A 19,732-nucleotide genomic window follows, 5' to 3' on the forward strand; every position below is an offset into this window, starting at 1 on the left:
CGACGTTTGAGTGAGGACATGGTGATATGATTCAAAAATGGGTTCAGGGATTGGCGGTTGCGGGTTTATTCTGTGCTGCGGCTGTGAGTTCGGCTGAACGGCCCTTACGACAGGCTCAGGACAGGCCGAATATTCTGTTCTGTATTATGGATGATGCATCGTGGGCGCATATGAGCGCTTATGGTTGTGAGTGGGTGGATACGCCGGCTTTTGATCGATTGGCAAAAGAGGGCATCCTTTTCCGCAATGCCTACACGCCGAATGCCAAGTGTGCGCCGTCGCGTTCCAGCATTCTGACGGGCCGCAATTCGTGGCAACTGGAAGAGGCGGCAAACCACGTGGTTAATTTTCCTGCTAAATTTAAAACCTTCCCGGAGGCATTGAAGGCGAATGGATACCTGACGGGTAAGACCGGTAAGGGCTGGGGGCCGGGTGATCCGGGTAAAGTGGAGGGTGAAAAACGCGAATTGATCGGCAAGTCCTGGTCGAAGCATAAGGAAAAACCTCCGGCGAAGGGAATGTCCGGTGAGAACTATGCAGCCAACTTTGCAGACTTCCTGGATGCGGCCGGGGAGCAGGAGTGGTTTTTCTGGTACGGTGCACGTGAACCTCATCGCCGCTATGAATACGGCAGTGCGGTGCGGGCGGGTAAAAAGCTGGAGATGATCGATAAGGTACCGGACTTCTGGCCGGACACGGAGGTCGTCCGCAATGATATGCTGGATTATGCGCTGGAAATAGAGCATGCGGATATGCATCTGGGGCGGATGATCCAGACCTTGGAAAAACGCGGTCTGTTGGATAATACGATCATTTTGATGACGTCTGACAACGGGATGCCGTTCCCTCGCTGCAAGGCGCAGGAGTATGAATATTCGAATCATATGCCGCTGGCGGTTATGTGGCCGAAGGGGATTAAGAACCCGGGCCGCGCCGTGGATGACATGGTCAGCTTTATTGATTTTGCGCCGACGTTTCTGGAGGTGGCGGGGGTCCCGTTTGAAGAATCCGGAATGCATTCTTCGCCGGGCCGTAGCCTAACGGATGTTTTCTATTCCGAAAAAGCGGGACAGGTGAATCCGGAGCGCGACTTTGTGCTGATCGGCAAGGAGCGACACGATTACAGCCGCCCGAATAATGCCGGCTATCCGATCCGTGGGATCGTTGGGAAGGATCACCTTTACCTCTACAATTATGAGCTCGACCGCTGGCCGACCGGGAATCCGGAACTGGGTTATCTCGACTGCGATGGAGGGGCGACCAAAACCGAAATCCTGAATATGCGCCGTGAAGGGAAGGATACGAAATACTGGGAGCTTTCGTTTGGAAAGCGAACGGTTCATGAAGAGCTCTTTAATATTGCTGCCGATCCGGATTGTTTGAACAACAGGGCGACCAGTGAAAAAGCCGCGCAGTTGAAGGCGGAAATGAAACAGCGGATGGAGAAGGTGCTGAAGGATCAGGATGATCCGCGCATCCTGGGAAATGGTGCGGTATTTGATACATACGGCTATTCTCAGCCGCATGCGTGGAATTTTTACGAACGGTTCATGGCGGGGGAATTTACGCCGAAACAGACCGGTTGGGTTAATCCTTCTGATTTTGAAAAGGCGCCGTTGGATTAGGAAAGTAGGACAGGCTTCCAGCCTGTCTCCCGCAGGATGGCATTGCGTATGTAGACAGGCTGGAAGCCTGTCCTACATTATATTTGAAGGAATGAAAGGTTGATGAAATGAAACGATTGGTAATTGCAGGTTTAACGTTGATGGCTGGATTGCAGTTGTCAGCAATGGCAGACAAACTGGAACTTAAGATGCTGCCGGGCGAGTACTGGTGGGCGGGGCTCAGCTCCAAAGGGCATGAAACGCCTTACGACGCGACAAGCAAGGTGTCGTATGAACTTTACGGGGATAACAAGGGGAATCAGGCGCAGCCTTTGCTGCTCTCCAACAAGGGCCGCTATGTCTGGAGCGAGCAGCCGATTAAGTACTCATTTGACAAGGGCACCATCACCGTAACCACCCGTGAGGGAAAGATTGAATCGGGTGCTAAGGGGAACAACCTGGCGGGGGCCTTTGGCCATGTGTCAAAAACCTATTTTCCATCGGACGGAAATATTCCGGATGAACTGCTGTTTACACATCCGCAGTACAATACCTGGATTGAGCTGATGTATGATCAGAATGAAGAAGATATTCTGGCGTATGCGCAGGCGATTATTGATCAGGGGTATCCGCCGGGCGTGCTGATGATTGATGATAACTGGCAGGAGGATTACGGGACCTGGGAGTTTTCTCCGCGTCGGTTTCAGGATCCGAAAGGCATGATGGATAAACTGCATGCCATGGGCTTTAAGGTCATGCTCTGGATGTGCCCGTTTGTTTCGGCCGACTCGGCTGACTTCCGGCAGTTGGCAGCAGATGGTCTGCTCCTGCTTGATCCGCAGAAGACGCAGAATATTCTGTGGGCCAATACCAAGAACAAGGCGGCGGTTATCCGTTGGTGGAACGGGGCGAGTGCCTGCCTGGATCTGAGTAATCCGAAAACACAGGAATGGTTTAAAAAGAAGCTGGATTATCTGGTGGAAGAGTACGGGGTGGACGGGTTTAAGTTTGATGCGGGTGATGCCCGGTTTTACACCGAAGGCGTTGTCTCCTGGCAACAGGACGTTTCGCCTAATGACCATACGCAGTTCTTTGCGGAGTTTGGCCTTAACTATCCGTTGAATGAATACCGCGCGTCCTGGAAAATGGCCGGGCTGCCGTTGGCGCAGCGTCTCCGCGATAAAGGTCACAAATGGGAAGATCTCGCCAAACTCATTCCCGACCAGATGTCGCAGAGCGTGATGGGCTATGCCTATACCTGCCCGGATATGATCGGCGGCGGAGAATACCGTTCGTTCCTCAACAGTGCTGTCATTGATGAGGAACTGGTGGTTCGTTCCGCCCAGGTGCATGCACTGATGCCGATGATGCAGTTTTCGGTCGCTCCATGGCGGATTCTCTCCAAAGAAAACCAGCAGATCTGCCTCGATATGGCAAATCTCCATCTGAAGATGGGTGATCATATTCTGGCGCTGGCCAAAGAGGCTTCCAAAACAGGCGAACCAATCGTCAAACCCATGGTACTGGCGTTCCCGAACGGCGGCTATGAAACGGTCAAAGACCAGTTCGTGCTAGGCAACGATATCATCGTCGCCCCCGTCGTCGAAAAAGGTGCGCGCTCGCGTTCGGTGGTTCTTCCCGCGGGAAAATGGAAAGCGGAGGATGGCCAGATTTATGCCGGTGGAAAAACGGTTGAAATCGATGTTTCCCTGAAACGCCTGCCCTATTTCAAAGTCATACGTTAAATGCCTAAGCGGGGATTTTTCTCTAGGTGTGGTCCCTACGAAAACTAATCCGTAGCGATAATGCCAGAAAACATTGGCCAAAGTTTGGGAGTTGGTTCGAAAAGATATCCGCTCAGAGCGAGTGAGTTGGTTGAAGCTGGTGACAATACGATGGAAAATGACCGGATTTATGCCGTCAGGGTATGACGAAAAATCCGTTCAATCTGAACGAGAGGTGTTGCGCTGGTGGTGTTGGAAGGGCAGGGCTAGGCAGCTTCGCGGTAGCAATACGAGATTACTCCACCGAGGCGTTGTTCTCGCTTAATCACACCTTTGTCGGTTGGTTGGAAATCAGGACGGAGAATCTTGTTTCCGATATCTACTCCCTGATGAGGACGGTGGTTGTTATAGTAATTAAGCCACTCTTTGTTAATGTGATTTAGATGATCCAGACTGAAGCAGATGAAGTGGTTAAGGCATTGTTTCTTAACGATACCTATGCTGGCTTCCGCGTATTCGTTTACTTGATGAGTATATATCGAACGTTAAAGTAGCAATGAACGACCTATAAGAGGCGATAACGGCGAATTTCTCTGTAGAGATTGTGTGCTCGTAGCATGCTGTTTTACTATAATTCATCATTATGAGACCGAAACTTAAAATCACCTCCAGTACCTACTCCCGTGAAGACCTTCTTGATCATATCGACGATGCTCATTTCCAGAAAAACTGGAAGGCAAAGCGTCGGTACCAGGTCATCCTTTATGCCTTGTCAGGAAAGTACACTACCGATGAAATCGCAGAGCTAGTCGGGTGTAGCCGGGCGAGTGTAACAAACTGGGTAAGGCGCTGGCGGGAGGGTGGTACTTGGGCATTGGAGAAAAACAACTACAGGCCTACCCGCCAACCTGCACTTACCGAGGAAATGATAGTCGATTTAGTCGAGCATCTGACAGCGGGCCTGATAAGCGGGGGTAAAGGACATGAAAGCATACAGGTCTGGCTGAAGGAAAGGTATGACCTGGACCTGGCGATTACGGCGGTGGACTACTGGTATTCAAAAATCTGGGATCGGTTCTGTAAGGGGGAGTTGCAAGACTGCGACGGTTTTCCGGATAATCCTCATAAAGTTGATCTGAGACTTCGGAAGAGGATGGAGGGTCAGGATAAGAAGAGGGCAGAGCGGGAAAGGAGACGTCGGCAGCTGAGTCAGGTAGCTTAATGCCAACCGTCAACGCCTGCTGTGGCAGGAATCAGCAGGAGTTCGATACGCGGCTCCAACTTTACCAGGCATATCACCATCGATAATTATGAGGCGGTTGATTGTACGTTTGGTGTCTCAGTTTAGGCTTTCGAGTGGGACACACACATGATACACATTCGGTGTTGTTAGATCGTTTTATGGTGATCGGAAAAACAACGTAACGTGTTAGCTATAAGTGTGATGTGACAGGTTAAAATCGGTTTTGTGAGGCGATTCTGGGAGTCGCCACCACTTTAGCCTCTGATCCCTAACGGGTTGGAGGTTTTTTTTGCTTTCCACCAAATACGGGGGCGATGAGGTTTCATCGAGCTCTCGCGATGAAACTGCCGCCGTGATGGCTGGTGGGGTTTCCGCCATCCAGGGCGTGGACTCCGTTCACGAAAACGTGGCGCATGCCACCGGAAAGCTGGTGGGGTTTCGCATAGGTTGCGTTTTCGCGGATCTCCTCCGGATCGAAGACGAGGATGTCGGCGGCGTAGCCTTCCTTAAGCAGCCCGCGTCTCTTCAGGCCAAATTGTTCGGCGGGCAGGGAGGTCATTTTTCGAATGGCTTCGGGGAGTGGGACGGTTTTTCCGTCTAGGGCGGCGCGCAGGAACCGGGTGTGGCTTCCATAGGAGCGCGGGTGGGGGTGATCGGTGGAGAGCGGTCCCCAAGGCGCGCGCATCGAACCGTCGGAACCGATGGAGACATACGGTTCGGCCAGCACACGCCAAAGGTTTTCTTCCGACAGGCCAAAGAAAATGCCGCCGGTTTTCAGGTCGTCCGCGTCGATCAGGCGGAGGAAGGCATCGACTTCGTTCATTTCCAATGCCTTGGCTACTTCGGGGAGGTAGTGGCCTTTGAATTCCTCGAACTGCGTGGAGCCAACCATCACATTATCCCAGTGGCCGGGAGGGTTTTCCAGGAGTTCTTCCCGGATCTTTTCGCGAACGGCGGGGGTGCGCAGGCGTTCGAGGATGGCGGGGCGCCCGCCATAGGTGGCCCACTTGGGCAGGCAAATGTCGAGATCGGTGGAGCCGGCGGTGTAGGGGTAGCGGTCGGAGCCGATCGGTATCCGTTTTTGGGCGTTCCGGATCATCTCGAAGGCGGAATCGATCTTGTTCCAGTTGCTGGTGCCCGATGCCTTGAGGTGCGAAATCTGCAGTCTGGCGCCGGCGTGTTCGGCAATCTGGATCGATTCGTCGATGGCTTCGAGCAATTCGCTGGATTCCGACCGCATATGGGTGGTGTATAGCCCGTCATATTTAACGACCACCTTGGCCAGCTCAATGATTTCCTCGCGCGGTACGGCGGAGCCGGGCGGGTAGGCGAGCCCGGAGCTCAGGCCGATTGCTCCTTCGGCGAGCGCTTGCTCAAGCGCCCGTTCCATCCGCTTCTGCTCGTTGACGGAGGCGGCGCGGGGCTCATAGCCGCAGATGCCGGCATGTAGCGTGTTGTGTCCAACGAGCAAGGCGGCATTGATGGCCGGCTTCACGGCTTCGTAGAGCGCCCGGTAGTCGGAGACGGTTTTCCAGGGAGGGGCGCCTTTCCCAAGCACACTTGCGCAAGTGTGCTTGGAGGGCAGTGCGGAGTAGTCCTTGTCGAGCCAGTCGGAGGGCATTTTGTAGTCGCCGTTGAGCGGGGCGGCGGAAGCGCCGCAGTTGCCGCAAATCTCTGTGGTGATGCCTTGATAGACCTTGGATGCGGCGGAGGGTTCGAGGAGCAGATAGGTATCCGAGTGCGAGTGGGTGTCAATAAAGCCCGGGCAAACGGTTAGTCCGGACGCATGAACGGTTTTTTCCGCCGATGCGGCGGAAAGTTCGCCCATTTTTGTAATTCTTCCGTTGTTAATGCCTATGTCGCAATGGGAAGCGATATTTCCGGATCCGTCAAGGATCTTGCCGTCGCTGATTTTTATCTCGAAGTCCATGGGTTGATTCTACCTTCAAAGCTCCTAATAGGGAGGAAAAACAACGCTATACTAGGAGCTGGAGGCATTTGGATACAAAAATGTAAAGAAAAGCATATCGCGTACATATATGATGCAGTATGGGGGGAGGAATCAAATGTGTACAGATGGTGCGCAATATTTTAACCTGTTCATAACAAATGGATAACGTTTCTTGATGATGCGTTGCGGAAGCCGTTGGCACACCTGTTGCAATAAGGCCTCTCCATAAGCCGCGAACACGGTGTTCGGGTGTATAAGCAAGAGAAAGAAACCTCGTGAAGGGTGTTAAAATGAAAATGAAATGGATGAAAATACCGGCATTGATCGCGGCAGCGTTGGTGCTGGGGTTGGCGTCGCCCGCAATGGCGCAAGAAGCTGCCGAGGCGGAGGTCGCTGCCGGGGACGCAGTTTCCTATGCGATCGATAATATGTTCCTGCTGTTCTGCGCGGTGCTGGTTCTGTTCATGCAGGCAGGTTTCGCCCTGGTTGAATCCGGCTTCAACAGCGCGAAGAACACCGTGAATATTCTGTTCAAAAACCTGATGGACCTTTCCATCGGCATGGTTCTTTACTTTATCATCGGTTACGGCCTGATGTATCCGGGAGATGGAAACGGCTTCCTGGCCTTTGGCCAATTCGGTATTCCGGGAATCGGCGCCGATGTTGCCGAGGCCGGCGCCCTGACTCCGCAAGTGGACTACCTCTTCCAGGTGGCCTTCGCGGCCACGGCGGCAACCATCGTTTCCGGTGCGGTTGCCGGACGCCTGAAATTCAGCGCATACCTGGTTTACTCCGCCGTCTTGACGGCGTTCATCTACCCGATTTCCGGCTACTGGAAATGGGGCGGCGGTTTCCTGGACGCCATGGGCTTCTACGATTTCGCCGGTTCGCTGGTGGTGCACGCCTGCGGTGGTTTTGCGGCCCTGGCCGGGGCCATTGTCCTCGGCCCGCGCATCGGACGCTTCACCAAGGATGGCAAGTCCAAGGCCATGCCGGGACACAACCTGCCCATCGCGACCTTGGGTGTATTCATCCTGCTCATCGGCTGGTTCGGTTTCAACCCGGGCTCCCAGCTCGCCATCGTTGGCAAAGACAACACGGATGCGGTTATGTTGATTGCGGTCAACACCCTGCTTGCTGCCGGTGCCGGTGCCGTACTGGCCATGGTTGCCACCTGGGTGCTGCATAAGAAGCCCGACCTCACCATGGCGGCCAACGGCGTACTCGCCGGTCTCGTCGGCATCACCGCCAACTGCGACGGTGTCTCCAACGTGGAAGCCATCATCATCGGCGCGGTCGCGGGTATCCTCGTCGTCGCTGGTGTCAAGTTGCTCGATAAACTCAAAATCGACGATCCGGTTGGCGCATTCCCCGTACACGGCCTTTGCGGCGTGTGGGGCGGCATCGCGGTGGCCATCTTCGGTTCCTACGACGGGGTCAGCAGCCAGGCCGTCGGTGAATACGGCAACTGGATCGCGCAGATCGCCGGTTCCGTAATCATCCCGATCTGGGCCTTCCTCACCATGTTCGTGCTCTTCTCGATCCTCAAGGCGGTTGGAATGCTCCGCGTCAGCAAGGAAGAAGAACTCCGCGGACTGGATATCGGCGAACACGGCGAAGAAGCCTACAACGGCTTCCAGATCTTCACCACCAACTAAGGATGACAATGGTCGATGCCCGAAAGTTATCCAGTCAAAAGTCCTGAGCGACCTGCGACCTTTCGGCCCGAGACCTAGGAGAAATCATGAAACTCATAATCGCATATGTTCAGCCTGAACAGCTCAACGAAGTGAAGCAGGCGCTCTACGAAAAAGAAGTCTACAAAATGTCGGTGACCAATGCCATGGGCTGCGGTCAGCAGAAGGGCTACCACGAAACCTACCGCGGAGCGGACATCGAGGTGAACCTGCTGAAGAAAGTCCGCATCGAGATCGCGGTGAACGACGACTTCGTCGACACCACCATCGAAGCCATCATTGCCGGTGCCCGCACCGGAAACATTGGCGACGGTAAGATCTTCGTGCTGGACCTTCCGGAATGCATCCGCATCCGCACCGGCGAAAAAGGCCCCGAGGCCGTAGGTTAACCAAACAATTAAGAAGCCGGGCCCTGGGGATTTTCCTTTCGCATCCTCGAGGGACTGAGTCGGGGCCCGGTTTCCCTAAAATCATAAGCAAACAGAGAAACAACTAAGGAGATAACAATGAAAAAAATTATTACTACAACAATCGCAGCCGGTCTCATCGCTGGCGTTGCTATGGCCGAAGTCGGCGTCACGATGGACTTTGCGTCTGCATATGTTTTTCGCGGCGTGACATTGAGCGACAAGGCAAGCTTCCAGCCAGGAATCGAAGCTTCCGGTTTTGGTCTTGCCGAAGAGTATGGTGCCGTCTCGGTAGGTGCATGGGGTGCCTGCGACCTGGGCGATTCCTACACCGGAGCTTCGAGTTCAACCTTCCAGGAAACGGACTGGTACGCTACCTATAGCCTGCCTAGTTTTGTAGACGGGCTCGATTTATACGTTGGCTATTGCGAATATACCTATGGAGCGGGTTCGTCTGATAAGGAAGCCAACGTTGGGGTTGGCTATGCAATTGGTGATGCTTCACTCGGTATGACCTATTACCAGGGAGTGGGTGGAGTCATCGGATCATCGGCCTATGGTGAGTTTTCAGCTGGTTACGACATTGCGGCTACCGAAGAGCTTGGAGTGTCCTTGGGAGCGCGTGTTGGATATGCTGATCCTTCCGGAGGAAAGAGTGGTTTTGCTGACTATGATCTTTCTGTAGGAGTAGGTTATGCTCTTGGCGAAGTGTGGAGCGTTGGTGCTTCCATTGCCTATATTGGCCAGATTGATGACAAAGTCCTCGGCGATGCCTACTATGAAACCAAGGATGAGGACGGCGATGGCGAAGAAGACGGTTGGCAGCTTGGCTATGACGTAGATGTTGTTGCCATGCTTAGCATCGGGGCTTCTTTCTAGAATCGCTTAAATTAAGCGTTTAAAAAAGCGTTCCTTCCGGGGCGCTTTTTTTTTTGTTGCGAAGCCGTAGGGCAATACCCCGCCACTTGCTGCGAATGTAGATGGAGCTTCCAGCTTCATTGCTTGCATCGAGCTATCCGCATGCGTGCGCAACGAGGCTGGAGGCTTCGTCTACATTGATATCCCGTCGACTTACAGCGCGAGCTTCATTGGGTGCGTTTCACGTTTAAAAGGACGGGCAGGCCCGGAGGCCCGCCCGTGGGGTGTTCCTTGCGGAACGTTTGTTTCAGTTTTCCTCTTTAGTTGCTTCCTTTTTTTTCTACTCCTCCTTGGCGGCTTTCGCCTCCCCGATTACTTTCGAGGCAAGATGGGCGGGCAGCTGCTCGTGGCGGCTGAACTCCATTTCGAAGGAGCCCTGGCCGCTGGTGATCGAGCGCAGCTCGGAACAAAACTTGAACATTTCGGCCTGCGGAACATCGGCGGTGATGGCCTGTAGACCATCCTCCGGGCCCATTCCCAGAATCCGGCCGCGTTTGGTGTTGAGCAACCCGGAAATGTCGCCCATGAACTGGTCGGGTACAATCACCTTGACGCTCATGATGGGTTCGAGCAGCACCGGGTTCGCTTTTTCGATGGCTTCGTGCAGTGCGCGCGAGCTGGCAATCTTGAAGGCGACTTCCGAGGAATCGACGTCGTGGTAGGAGCCGTCGTAGAGTTCCACCTGCACATTGATGACTTGCGAGCCGACGAGCGGCCCGTTGGTCAGGCCTTCCACGAATCCTTTTTCGCAGGCCGGAACAAAGTTGCCGGGAATCGACCCGCCCACGAGCTTGTTGACGAACCATTCTTCTTCGGACGGGTCCTTCGGGCGGATGCGGATGTAGCATTCGCCATACTGGCCGCGGCCGCCGGACTGTTTCTTGTGCTTGTAGTGCCCATCGCCGCTGCCGGTGATGGTTTCCATATAGGCGACCTTTGGCGTGTGGTGGGTCATCTCGACGTTGGAGCGGTTCTTGATATGCTCGAGTGTGACTTCCAGGTGCATATCGCCCATGCCCCAGAGCACCAGCTCGTGGGTTTCGGTGTCGTGCACGAGCTTGGTCGAGGGATCCTCGTCGGTGGCGCGGTGCAGGGCCTGCCCGATCTTGTCGGCATCGGCCTTGTTCTTGGGTTCGACGGCGTAGGCCGTGACGGGGGCGGGGAACACGATGGGTTCGAACTGGATTTCGCTTCCGGGGGAGCAGAGCGAATCGTTGAGGTAGGTGTTCTTGAGCTTGGTGAGCGCAACAATGTCGCCGGCCTTGGCCTCTTGCGCCTCGGTGGTTTTCTTGCCATCCACATAAAGGATGGTGCTGACCTTTTCCTTCTGGTTCTTGGTGGGGTTGTAGATTTCCATGCCGGGCTTGAGCACGCCGCTGTAGATGCGGACAAAGGTCAACTGGCCAATGAACGCGTCGTTGTAGCAGCGCCAGACCTGGCCGGAGAATGGCTGGTCTTCCTCGGCGGAAATCTCGTTGCCTTCGGCGCACCTGACCGGGTAGTCGTGGGGGGAGGGGAACAGGCGGCTGATGGAGTCCATGGTTTCCTTCACGCCCATGTCGGCCTTGACCGAGGTGGCGAAGACGGGAATCAGGTGCGCGTCGTGCACGGACTTGCGCAGGCCTTCGGAAAACTCGTCCGCGGTCAGTTCCTCGCCTTCGAAATATTTTTCCATCAGCGAATCGTCGGTTTCGGCGGCCAGCTCGATCAGATGGTCCTTAATGCCTTTCACGCGGTCCTTGAGCTCGTCCGGAACCTGGTCGGCGGGGGTATTGAGGATGTCGATGGCCTTGCCGTCGGAGGTCGGCAATACCATGGCCACGCAGCGGTCTTCGCCCCAGCGTTCCTTGATGTCCAAAAGGGTGTTGTCGAAACTGGTGTCGTCCTTGTCGAGGCAGGTGATGGCGATGCCGCGCGGCAGGTTGCGTTTTTCGGCGGCCTTCCAGGCGCGCTGGGTTCCGACCTGTATGCCGGAGGATGCATCGACGGTGATGAGGGCGGCATCGGTCACTTCCGCGGCGGCGACCATTTGGCCGATGAAGTCGGCGAAGCCGGGGGTGTCGATCATGACCAGGCGGCGGATCTTGCGGGAGGCGGCGGTGTAGACGCCGTCGAAGGGCTTGGCCCAAATGGAGATTTGGTGCGCTTTTTCTTCCTCGGTCCAATCAGCCACACTGGTGCCGCTTTCCGGAGAACCCACGCGATCAACCTGGCCCAGCTTGAACAGGATACTGTCGACCAGCGAAGTCTTTCCGCTACCAGTGTGGCCCATTAGAGCGAAGTTGCGTACATTGTCGATGGGGATGTTTTTCATCTGTCTCTCCGTTTCTGCGCGCCCGGCGCGCGCTTATTAGTTATCTGTTATGGGTTACCGGTTGCTTGGATCCCCGGGAACCGCATTCCCGGACAGGCGAACAACCAATAGCGAATAACCATTAACGCGGGGTCGGAACCCCTTTCCCGTCTGCCACCCCTGCGGCATAGAAGCGGGAAGCTTCGAAAAATACAGGCACGCCACCCGTTTTTCAAACCAATTCCCGAACAAGAAGGATTTAAGGGGCATTTGCGGTTACGGGAAGATCTCGAAGGGGATGGCGGGAAGGACGCCGAGCGGGATGCGCTGGCGCTTGCGTTGCTCCTTGCCTTTTCCGGAACCGGTTTGCGCATTGGCCACGTAGGCATCGATGACCAAATGCCCTTTTGCGCCGCGCGGGATGGACGTGCACGTTAGTTTGATTTTTCCCCGGCCGCCCTCGAAGGCAACCTCGTCGATGCGGATGCCCGACGGTGGATCCAGCAGCTCGAATCGCAATTCGCCAAACCGCGTACTGCCGGCATGCTCCACTTCAATGCAGGCGGTTCCACCCGGGCGCAGGCGAAGGGGTTCCGGCGAAAGCAGGCGCGGCGCGGCCATGCGCGTCGCATCGGTTACGGCCGCATACAAGGCGCTGGCCGGAACGAGGTGGTGGTAGATGAAGGCCTGCATCGTGTCGTCGGCCGGTACCGCCTGCCGGATAATCTCGCGCCTGCCCGCCAAGGCCCGGCCTTCGATATGCAGCTCATACGGTTCCTGCCCCGCTTCCGTTGGGACTGTCAGCGTTGCCAGCGCGCAATCCATTCCCGCCGGAACCAGCCCGCCGTCCAGCCTGAATCCGGGCGGGGGATCGACCAGCCCGAGGGTGATCGGGCCGGTGCAGCCATCCTTGCGCAGCGCGTAGATGCGAACCGGGACGGTGGTGCCGGCGGGGGTATTGATGGCCGAAGGCACGATCCGTAGTTCGAAGTCCGGGCGCTGCGCGTCGATCTGTAGGCGATAGCGGTATTCCAGCCCGCCGTGCAGCTGAATGTCGCGCACGTGGAGGTGGTAGGTTCCGCCCTCCGGTGCCGTGAAGGCGATCCGCGAGTCGGCGTGGTGGGTTGCGAGGCCTTCGGCCTTGTCTTCGAAGTCGTCGTTCAGGGCCAGCTGCACGCCGTTCGTGTCGGTGAGGATGAGCAGGGAGTCCATCGGCGAGCCGAGCCGCCGCGCACGGACTTCGGCCACGATGCGTGCCCCGGCGCGGCAGGTGAAGGAAAAGGTATCCACGTCGCCCGGCTCGTCGATGCATCCGTGGACGACCATCGGCCCCTTGATGCACTGTGCCGTTGCAAGGGTGTTGTTTGGTTCCTCGTCGCGACACTCGCGCAGTCCCCGATCCTGGCTGATGAGGGTTGGTGTTTCGAGCACCGGTGCGTCGCCGATGGAAACGCGGTAGACGAAATCCTCGCGGCCGCGGTAGAGCGCGTCGCGGATTTCCAGCACATATTCGCCGTCCGCCGGGAGGGTGCAACGCAGCTGGGGATCCGGGCTGAGGTTGTGGTCGTCCTCGAACGCGATCTCGTTCCCGCTGGCGTCGTTGAGCGCCAGCACCGCCTGGAACCAACCGGGGACGGCATCGGGAAGATAGGGGATTAGCTCCCGTGCGCTGGCGACAGCGACGAGCTGTTGGCCTTTGCTGGCACGGAAGCGGTAGCGATCCACATCGCCGGGCAGGATCTGCCCGTTGAGCGTGGCGGGCAACTCGATGCGGACTTCCTTTTGCGGATCGTTCTTCACAGGCTCGACGCCCGGCATGGGCTTTACGTCCTGTTCTTTCCTTCGACCTCTTCCTCCGCGCCGCTGGCTTTCGGCCACCGCCCTTGTTCGCGCCGACTCTTCGACCCGTTCCGGGTGTCGGCCAACCATAAAGACGAGGGGATTCGACAAGCCTTTATCCCCCATGAGCCGCAGTTCGCGCCGCCCCGGTTTGGCGTCCGCGGAAATCGTCACCTGCACCCTGGCCGTTTCAACGAGTGCCGGCACCGAGCTTTTTCGAATCGAGAAGGTGGAGAGCTTGGCGCGGAGCGCTTCCATCCGCATTTCATCCTCGGCGGTTTTTTCCCCCTTGTTCCGGAGCTGGCCCATCTGCCCCTGGATCTCCTTGAACGCCCCCTGGTTCAGCGGGCGGATATGTTCGACCACCTCCGCGCGTACCCCCTTGCCGGAAACATAGGCCGCACGTGCTCCATCCAGATGCTGCCCGCCAAGCACCACCTCGAAGGTTGTGCCCCGCTGCCCGCCCGCCGGATAGGCATAGCCCAGATAAGGCTCTTCCTGCGCCATGGCGACCGACTGGGCCACTAGGATGATTCCACACGTTGGTATAAGGAAAGGAAACCTCATGCATGCCTCCCTGTTGGCAGACCATTCAACGCAATGCCCCTTTTCATTATTGCACATGAATCATTTTGCCAAACCCCATCCGCTCATCCATCCTTCCCGTCATTCATGAAAAACAAACCATCCAAATATGAATTGATGGCGCCGGCGGGTTCCTATGCTTCGCTGAGTTCGGCGATCCGCGCGGGGGCGGACTCGGTCTATTTCGGGGTCGATAAACTCAACATGCGTTCGCGCGCGGCCAGCCCATTCTCGCTGGGCGACCTCAGGCGCATCGCGCGCATCTGCCGCTGGTGCGGCGTGAAGTCCTATCTGGCCCTGAACGTCATCGTTTACGACGACGAGCTCGAAACCATGCGCGAGATTTGCGATGCGGCGAAGGAGGCCAGGTTGGACGCGGTGATTGCATCTGACATTTCGTGCATCGAGTATGCGAGAAGCATTGGTCTTGAGGTTCACATCTCTGTTCAAGCGAACATTTCCAACGTTTCCGCCGTCCAATATTTCAGCCGCTATGCGGATGTGATGGTGCTGGCGCGCGAACTGACGCTGGAGCAGATCAAGGCGATTTCGGATGCCATCCGGGAACAGGACATTCGCGGGCCGAAAGGGGAGCTGGTGCAGATCGAGCTGTTTGCCCATGGCGCGCTATGCGTGGCCATCTCCGGCAAATGCTACATGAGCCTGGGCTGTTACAACCAGTCGGCCAACCGCGGGGCCTGTTTCCAGAACTGCCGCCGCGCCTACCGGCTCACCGATGTCGAAACCGGCGACGAACTGGAAGTCCAGAACCAGTACATCATGTCGCCGAAGGATCTCTGCACCCTGCCGCACCTCGACAAGCTGGCCGAGGCCGGCGTGGGGGTCTACAAGCTCGAAGGCCGCGCCCGCACCCCGCAATATGTCGGCACCGTCACCAAGGCCTACCGCGCCGGCCTCGATGCCATCGAGGCCGGCTCGTTCGATCCCCGCAATTTTGATCCGCTCGAAGCCGGATTGGCCGACGTGTTCAACCGCGGCTTCTGGGACGGTGGCTACTATTGCGGCGAAAAAATGGGGGAGTGGGCGGCATCCGGCCATTCGCAGGCCACCGTCAAGCGCATCGAGCTCGGCACCGTCTCGAACTATTTCGCCAAGATCGGCGTCGTTGAATTCACCCTCTGGCAGCAGGAACTCCTGCCCGGTTGCGAAATCCTCGTCGAAGGCCCCACCACTGGCGCCGTGCAAACCCACGTCGAAGCCCTGCGCGTCGACGGCCAACCCGCCGACCGCGCCGTCAAAAACGACAAGGTCACCATCGCCCTCCCCGAAAAGGCCCGCCGCCAGGACAAGGTGTTCCTGTTGCAACCGGTGGAATAAAAACCATCCGCCTTTCCGCCGGAGCGGGCCGTTGCCGCTAAGGCTTCCGCTGATTTCCGTTCGACGGAATCAGGGAGCGGATGCGGGGCATGAATTCGCCGACTTGCCCGAAGAGGGGCTGGCCCATGCCGAAGCGCCAGAGGAGCCGGGCGGTGGAGATGGGTTCCACGTTGCGCACCTCGCTGAACTGCGGGAACATGATGGCGGCAACGAGGATGCGGGCCAGGCTGGAAACCACGAAAACCACCGGCAGCGAGGAGCGCAGCGTGATGTGGAGGAGTCCCAGCTCCAGGCTGGCGGGCGCGTGCTCGGCAATGTAGGCGCCGATCAATAGACCGCCGATAACGGAAAAGACGCCGTTGATCACGCTGTAGTAGCTGAACGCGCGCGCGCGGCGTACTTGCGGCACGGAGTCGTAGATAAAGTTGGATGCGGCGAGGTTGAAGCCCGACCAGGTTGCGCCGGAGACCACCTGGGCCAGGAGCAGGACCCCGTAGTTCGCTGAAAAAACCCACATGAGCGGCAACAGCGGCAGCAGGTTTCCGGTGGCCAGCAGTACGGCGCGGTTGCCGTGCCGGTCGCCGATGGCGCCCCACCAGCGCACGAACAGGGTCTGCGAGATCATGAACGTGAGCATGTTGAAGGTGAACGCCAGATAGGACCATTGCAGGTCGCGCAGCATGTAGACCGCGAAGAAGGGGCCGGCAATGTTGGTGGTGCCGTTCATCAGTGCAATGGCCAGGGTGAACTTGGTGTAGTTTTTATTCCGGGGGTCGCGCAGGAATTTCCAGAACGACACGGTTTCGGCATGGGGTTGGGATTCCAGCGGGGCGTCGTAGTGGCGGCGCATGAAGAGGGTGCTTGCGGCCCGCGCAAGGGCGGCGATGCCGAACAGAAAGCCAAAGCCGACCGCGGTGTGCCCGGCGGCCTTCCATTGGTTGGCGATGATGCCCGCCACGAGCAACGATCCGATCATGCCATACATGACCAGGCGGGTGCGGTTCGCAAAATAGTTGCCTCGTTCGGATTCGGCGACCACGTCGCCCATCAGGCTCATCCACGATGGAACCACGATGCCGAGGGTGGCGAAATAAAGCGCCATGAAAATGATGAACGCCGCCATGCCGATCGAGGGCAGCGCGATGGGAAGGATGAAGAGGGGAAGATAGATCAGTGCCTGTGCCCACATGCCCGCGAGGATGAGCGGCTTGCGCCGTCCGACGCGGTCGAGCAACGCCGCGCCCGCCAGCTGGGCAACCGCCGCAATGAGCACGGGGCCGGTCCCGACAAAGGCCATCGCAAAATTCCCGGCCCCCAGAAAAAGGGCAAACGGGGCGATGTAGGATTCGCCCAGCCCCCACATGATCGCCCACAGCCGGCCTTCCCATATGGAGAGTTGCTGCGTCTTTTGTTGCTGCTCGGGAATGCTTCCTTCCAGCGGTGCGGTGAGATGACGAATGGTCTGGAGGAATTTTTTCATGAACCCCCTAATACCCGCCCGGCTTCAAGGGATCAACACCAACCTGATGGAATCCGCCGTCTCCATCCCGCGCCGGCTATCCTTGGCCTGCAAGCCCTCGGCCCATCTTCCAAGGCTGTAGGATTAATTTCTAGTGCTTAAGCCGAGTGCCCCGGAAATGACCGCTGAGACGCAACTGTGCGAGGTAATCCGTGGTATTGCCTCATTCACCGTTCCTGTGGTTGATTTGATTGGGGCGGTTCCCTATATTCCCGCAATGGCAAAAACAAAGACAGAAGAGCCCGTTCGGTCGGGCTGGCGCGAGATTGCAGGCATTTTGGTGGGCACCGTGGGGTTTATGCTCCTTTTGGGGGTTTTGTCGTACAATCCGGCGGACATCGGCTTATTCCGGAATGAGCCGGGTTCCCATAACTGGATCGGGCCTTTCGGCGCCCGTTCGGCATATGGGTTGTTCATGTATTTTGGTGTTGCGGGTTATGCGATCCCGTTCGGCATTTTCTGGATCGGCGCCTCCTCGGTCTTTTGGTCGGCGCGCAAAATCTATCCGCGTCTCTTCTGGTTCATTCTCGGCCTGTTTTGCCTGGCGGGGCTGGTTGATATGAACGAACAGTTCTGGATGGGCTCGGTGGAGCGGCTGAACATCGGCACGCCCGGGGGGCTGATGGGCGAGGTGCTGGCGCAACGTTCCCTCGGGAATTGGTTCGGCCCCGGCGCCGGCATCCTGTTCTTTGTTTTGCTGCTCATCTCGGTGGTGCGCATGTTCGACCTGAGGATCATCGAGCTGGGCCGGTTCCTTTGGGAAAAGGCCAAAGGGCTTAAGCTGGAAAAGCCCTCTGCCGAAGAAATGTTCGAGGAAAAGGCCGAGGCCGCTCCAAAAACCAGGCGCAAGCGCGCCCCGCGCAAGCCGAGGGCCGAACCGGAACCGGTGGTGGCCCAGGAGCAATCGCCGGTCGATATCCGCGCCATGGTCGAAGAGCAGCAACGGGCCGAGGAAAAGAAAAAGGCCAAGCCAGAGCCCAAGTCGACCCCGGTGGTGCTCCAGCCGAAGAAGGAAGCCAAGCCGAAGGCCGAGGACGGCGATGGCGGCGAATTTTCCGGTGCGCTGCCTACCGAGCCGCATGCGGACTACAAACTTCCTTCGCTCGACCTGCTGGACCCGCCGGTGCCGCAAGGCAAGGGGATGTCGGCCAGCGAGGTGGCGAGCACCGCCCAGATCCTGCAGGATACGCTGGAGGAATTCGGCGTTGAAGCCAAGGTGACCGGAGTGCAGCAGGGGCCGGTGGTGACCTGCTACGAAATCCTCCCCGCCCCGGGGGTGCGGGTGGAACGCATCAAGAACCTTTCCGATAATATTGCACTGAAGATGCATGCCGAGAGCATCCGCATCCAGGCGCCTATCCCCGGCAAGGGCGTATGCGGGGTCGAGGTTCCGAACTCCTCGCGTGCCGCGGTCTTCTTCCGCGACATGATCGAAAGCAAGGAGTTCCAGGGGGGGCGCAGCGCGTTGCCGTTGGTGCTGGGCAAGGATGTTAGTGGCGATACGATGGTCTACGACCTCGCCAAGATGCCGCACCTGCTGATTGCGGGGGCCACCGGCGCCGGTAAATCGGTCTGCATGAACTCGATCCTGACGGGCCTGCTGATGAAGCACACGCCGGACGATATGCGGTTGATCCTAGTGGACCCGAAAACCGTCGAGTTCCACCAATACAACAATTTGCCGCATCTCGTCGTGCCGGTCATCACCAACGCCAAGAAGGTGGCGCTCGGGCTCAAGTGGGCGATCGACGAAATGGAGCGCCGCTTCAAGTGGTTCCGCCGGGCGGGCGTACGCGACCTGCCGGCCTTCAACGCCCGCGCCGTCGTCAAGCAGGAGGAGCTCTTTGGCGAGGAAACCGTGGTCGACAATCCGGATAAGAAGAAGGATTCGATTCCCGAAAAGCTGCCCTACATCGTTATCGTGATCGACGAGCTGGCCGATTTGATGGCAGTGGCCCAGGCCGAAATCGAGGCGGGCATTGCCCGGCTGGCGGCCAAATCGCGCGCGGCGGGGATCCATATGATCCTCGCCACCCAGCGTCCCGATGTGAAGGTCATCACCGGCACCATCAAGGCCAACTTCCCCGTGCGAATCGCCTTCAAGGTTTCGCAGAAGGTGGACAGCCGAACCATCCTCGACCGCATGGGCGCCGATGCGCTGCTGGGCAAGGGCGACATGCTCGTGCTGCCGCCCGGCTCGGACAAGCTGATCCGCTCGCAGGGGGCCTTCACCAGCGATGCCGAGATCGACAACGTTACCAACTACTGGAAAGAACAGAGCCAACCGGAATTCATTACCGAGATCCACGATAAGATCGAAAAACCGAGCACCGACCTGCCGGAGATGGACAATGGCGGCGACGACGAAATCGTCGAGCAGGCCATCGAAGTGATCCGCCAAACCAAGCGCGCCTCCACTTCGTCGTTGCAGCGCCGCCTGCGCATCGGCTATACCCGCGCTGCGCGGGTCATGGACCTGCTCGAGGAACGCGGGGTCATCGGGCCGCCGGACGGCGCCGGGCCGCGCGAGATCCTGATTGATTTGGATGGGGAGATACCCCAAAACACAGGGGCCATGGACGCAAGCGAAGCGAGCGAGGCTTGAGCCTGTGGA

14 protein-coding genes are annotated in these 19,732 nt (G+C 57.6%); 9 read left to right on the forward strand and 5 right to left on the reverse strand.

The window, feature by feature from the left end; genetic code table 11:
• Positions 1–26: 26 nt before the first annotated feature.
• Complete coding sequence (locus tag E9954_RS17055; protein ID WP_136080514.1) at positions 27–1,625, forward strand: sulfatase family protein; 1,599 nt, start codon at positions 27–29, stop codon at positions 1,623–1,625.
• 107 nt (positions 1,626–1,732) lie between these two features.
• Positions 1,733–3,349, forward strand: coding sequence for a glycoside hydrolase family 31 protein (locus E9954_RS17060; RefSeq protein WP_136080515.1), 1,617 nt, complete (start codon positions 1,733–1,735; stop codon positions 3,347–3,349).
• Positions 3,350–3,594: 245 nt separating this feature from the next.
• Here the strand turns inward: E9954_RS17060 and E9954_RS33905 are convergent, their stop codons facing one another.
• Positions 3,595–3,867 (reverse strand): integrase core domain-containing protein, encoded by a 273-nt coding sequence (locus tag E9954_RS33905; RefSeq protein ID WP_136080231.1) that lies wholly within the window; start codon positions 3,865–3,867, stop codon positions 3,595–3,597.
• Positions 3,868–3,971: 104 nt separating this feature from the next.
• On the opposite strand from E9954_RS33905, the gene E9954_RS17070 reads away from it, so the two are divergent.
• A complete protein-coding gene (locus tag E9954_RS17070; protein ID WP_136079525.1) occupies positions 3,972–4,550 on the forward strand; it encodes a helix-turn-helix domain-containing protein in 579 nt (192 codons plus the stop codon).
• Between the two features lie 343 nt (positions 4,551–4,893).
• On the opposite strand, the gene E9954_RS17075 is transcribed toward E9954_RS17070, so the two are convergent.
• The gene (locus E9954_RS17075; protein ID WP_136080516.1) at positions 4,894–6,501 is read right to left on the reverse strand and encodes an N-acyl-D-amino-acid deacylase family protein; all 1,608 of its coding nucleotides are present in this window, start codon (positions 6,499–6,501) and stop codon (positions 4,894–4,896) included.
• A gap of 311 nt (positions 6,502–6,812) precedes the next feature.
• On the opposite strand from E9954_RS17075, the gene E9954_RS17080 reads away from it, so the two are divergent.
• The 3 genes from E9954_RS17080 (at position 6,813) to E9954_RS17090 (ending at position 9,505) form a co-directional block, all read left to right on the forward strand.
• Positions 6,813–8,180, forward strand: coding sequence for an ammonium transporter (locus E9954_RS17080; protein WP_222847216.1), 1,368 nt, complete (start codon positions 6,813–6,815; stop codon positions 8,178–8,180).
• Between the two features lie 86 nt (positions 8,181–8,266).
• Positions 8,267–8,608 (forward strand): P-II family nitrogen regulator, encoded by a 342-nt coding sequence (locus tag E9954_RS17085; protein WP_136080517.1) that lies wholly within the window; start codon positions 8,267–8,269, stop codon positions 8,606–8,608.
• 117 nt (positions 8,609–8,725) lie between these two features.
• The gene (locus tag E9954_RS17090; RefSeq protein ID WP_136080518.1) at positions 8,726–9,505 is read left to right on the forward strand and encodes a TorF family putative porin; all 780 of its coding nucleotides are present in this window, start codon (positions 8,726–8,728) and stop codon (positions 9,503–9,505) included.
• Positions 9,506–9,824: 319 nt separating this feature from the next.
• Here the strand turns inward: E9954_RS17090 and E9954_RS17095 are convergent, their stop codons facing one another.
• The gene (locus tag E9954_RS17095) at positions 9,825–11,858 is read right to left on the reverse strand and encodes an elongation factor G (protein WP_136080519.1); all 2,034 of its coding nucleotides are present in this window, start codon (positions 11,856–11,858) and stop codon (positions 9,825–9,827) included.
• Between the two features lie 255 nt (positions 11,859–12,113).
• On the reverse strand, positions 12,114–14,243 hold the full coding sequence (locus E9954_RS17100) for a PPC domain-containing protein (protein WP_168442353.1): 2,130 nt from the start codon (positions 14,241–14,243) through the stop codon (positions 12,114–12,116).
• A 105-nt stretch (positions 14,244–14,348) separates the two neighbouring features.
• Here E9954_RS17100 and E9954_RS17105 point away from each other — a divergent pair, with 105 nt between their 5' ends.
• Positions 14,349–15,599, forward strand: coding sequence for a peptidase U32 family protein (locus tag E9954_RS17105; protein WP_136080521.1), 1,251 nt, complete (start codon positions 14,349–14,351; stop codon positions 15,597–15,599).
• A 37-nt stretch (positions 15,600–15,636) separates the two neighbouring features.
• On the opposite strand, the gene E9954_RS17110 is transcribed toward E9954_RS17105, so the two are convergent.
• Positions 15,637–17,079: an MFS transporter gene (locus tag E9954_RS17110; protein WP_136080522.1), complete on the reverse strand. Its 1,443-nt coding sequence runs from the start codon at positions 17,077–17,079 to the stop codon at positions 15,637–15,639.
• Between E9954_RS17110 and E9954_RS33510 the strand changes: the two genes are divergently transcribed.
• The gene (locus E9954_RS33510) at positions 17,078–17,200 is read left to right on the forward strand and encodes a hypothetical protein (protein WP_281281242.1); all 123 of its coding nucleotides are present in this window, start codon (positions 17,078–17,080) and stop codon (positions 17,198–17,200) included. The genes E9954_RS17110 and E9954_RS33510 overlap by 2 nt on opposite strands.
• Before the next feature lie 12 nt (positions 17,201–17,212).
• Entirely contained in the window at positions 17,213–19,723 is a 2,511-nt protein-coding gene (locus E9954_RS17115; RefSeq protein WP_136080523.1) for a DNA translocase FtsK, read from the forward strand.
• Positions 19,724–19,732: the final 9 nt, after the last annotated feature.

The organism is Pontiella desulfatans (genome assembly GCF_900890425.1).
Lineage (GTDB): Bacteria > Verrucomicrobiota > Kiritimatiellia > Kiritimatiellales > Pontiellaceae > Pontiella > Pontiella desulfatans.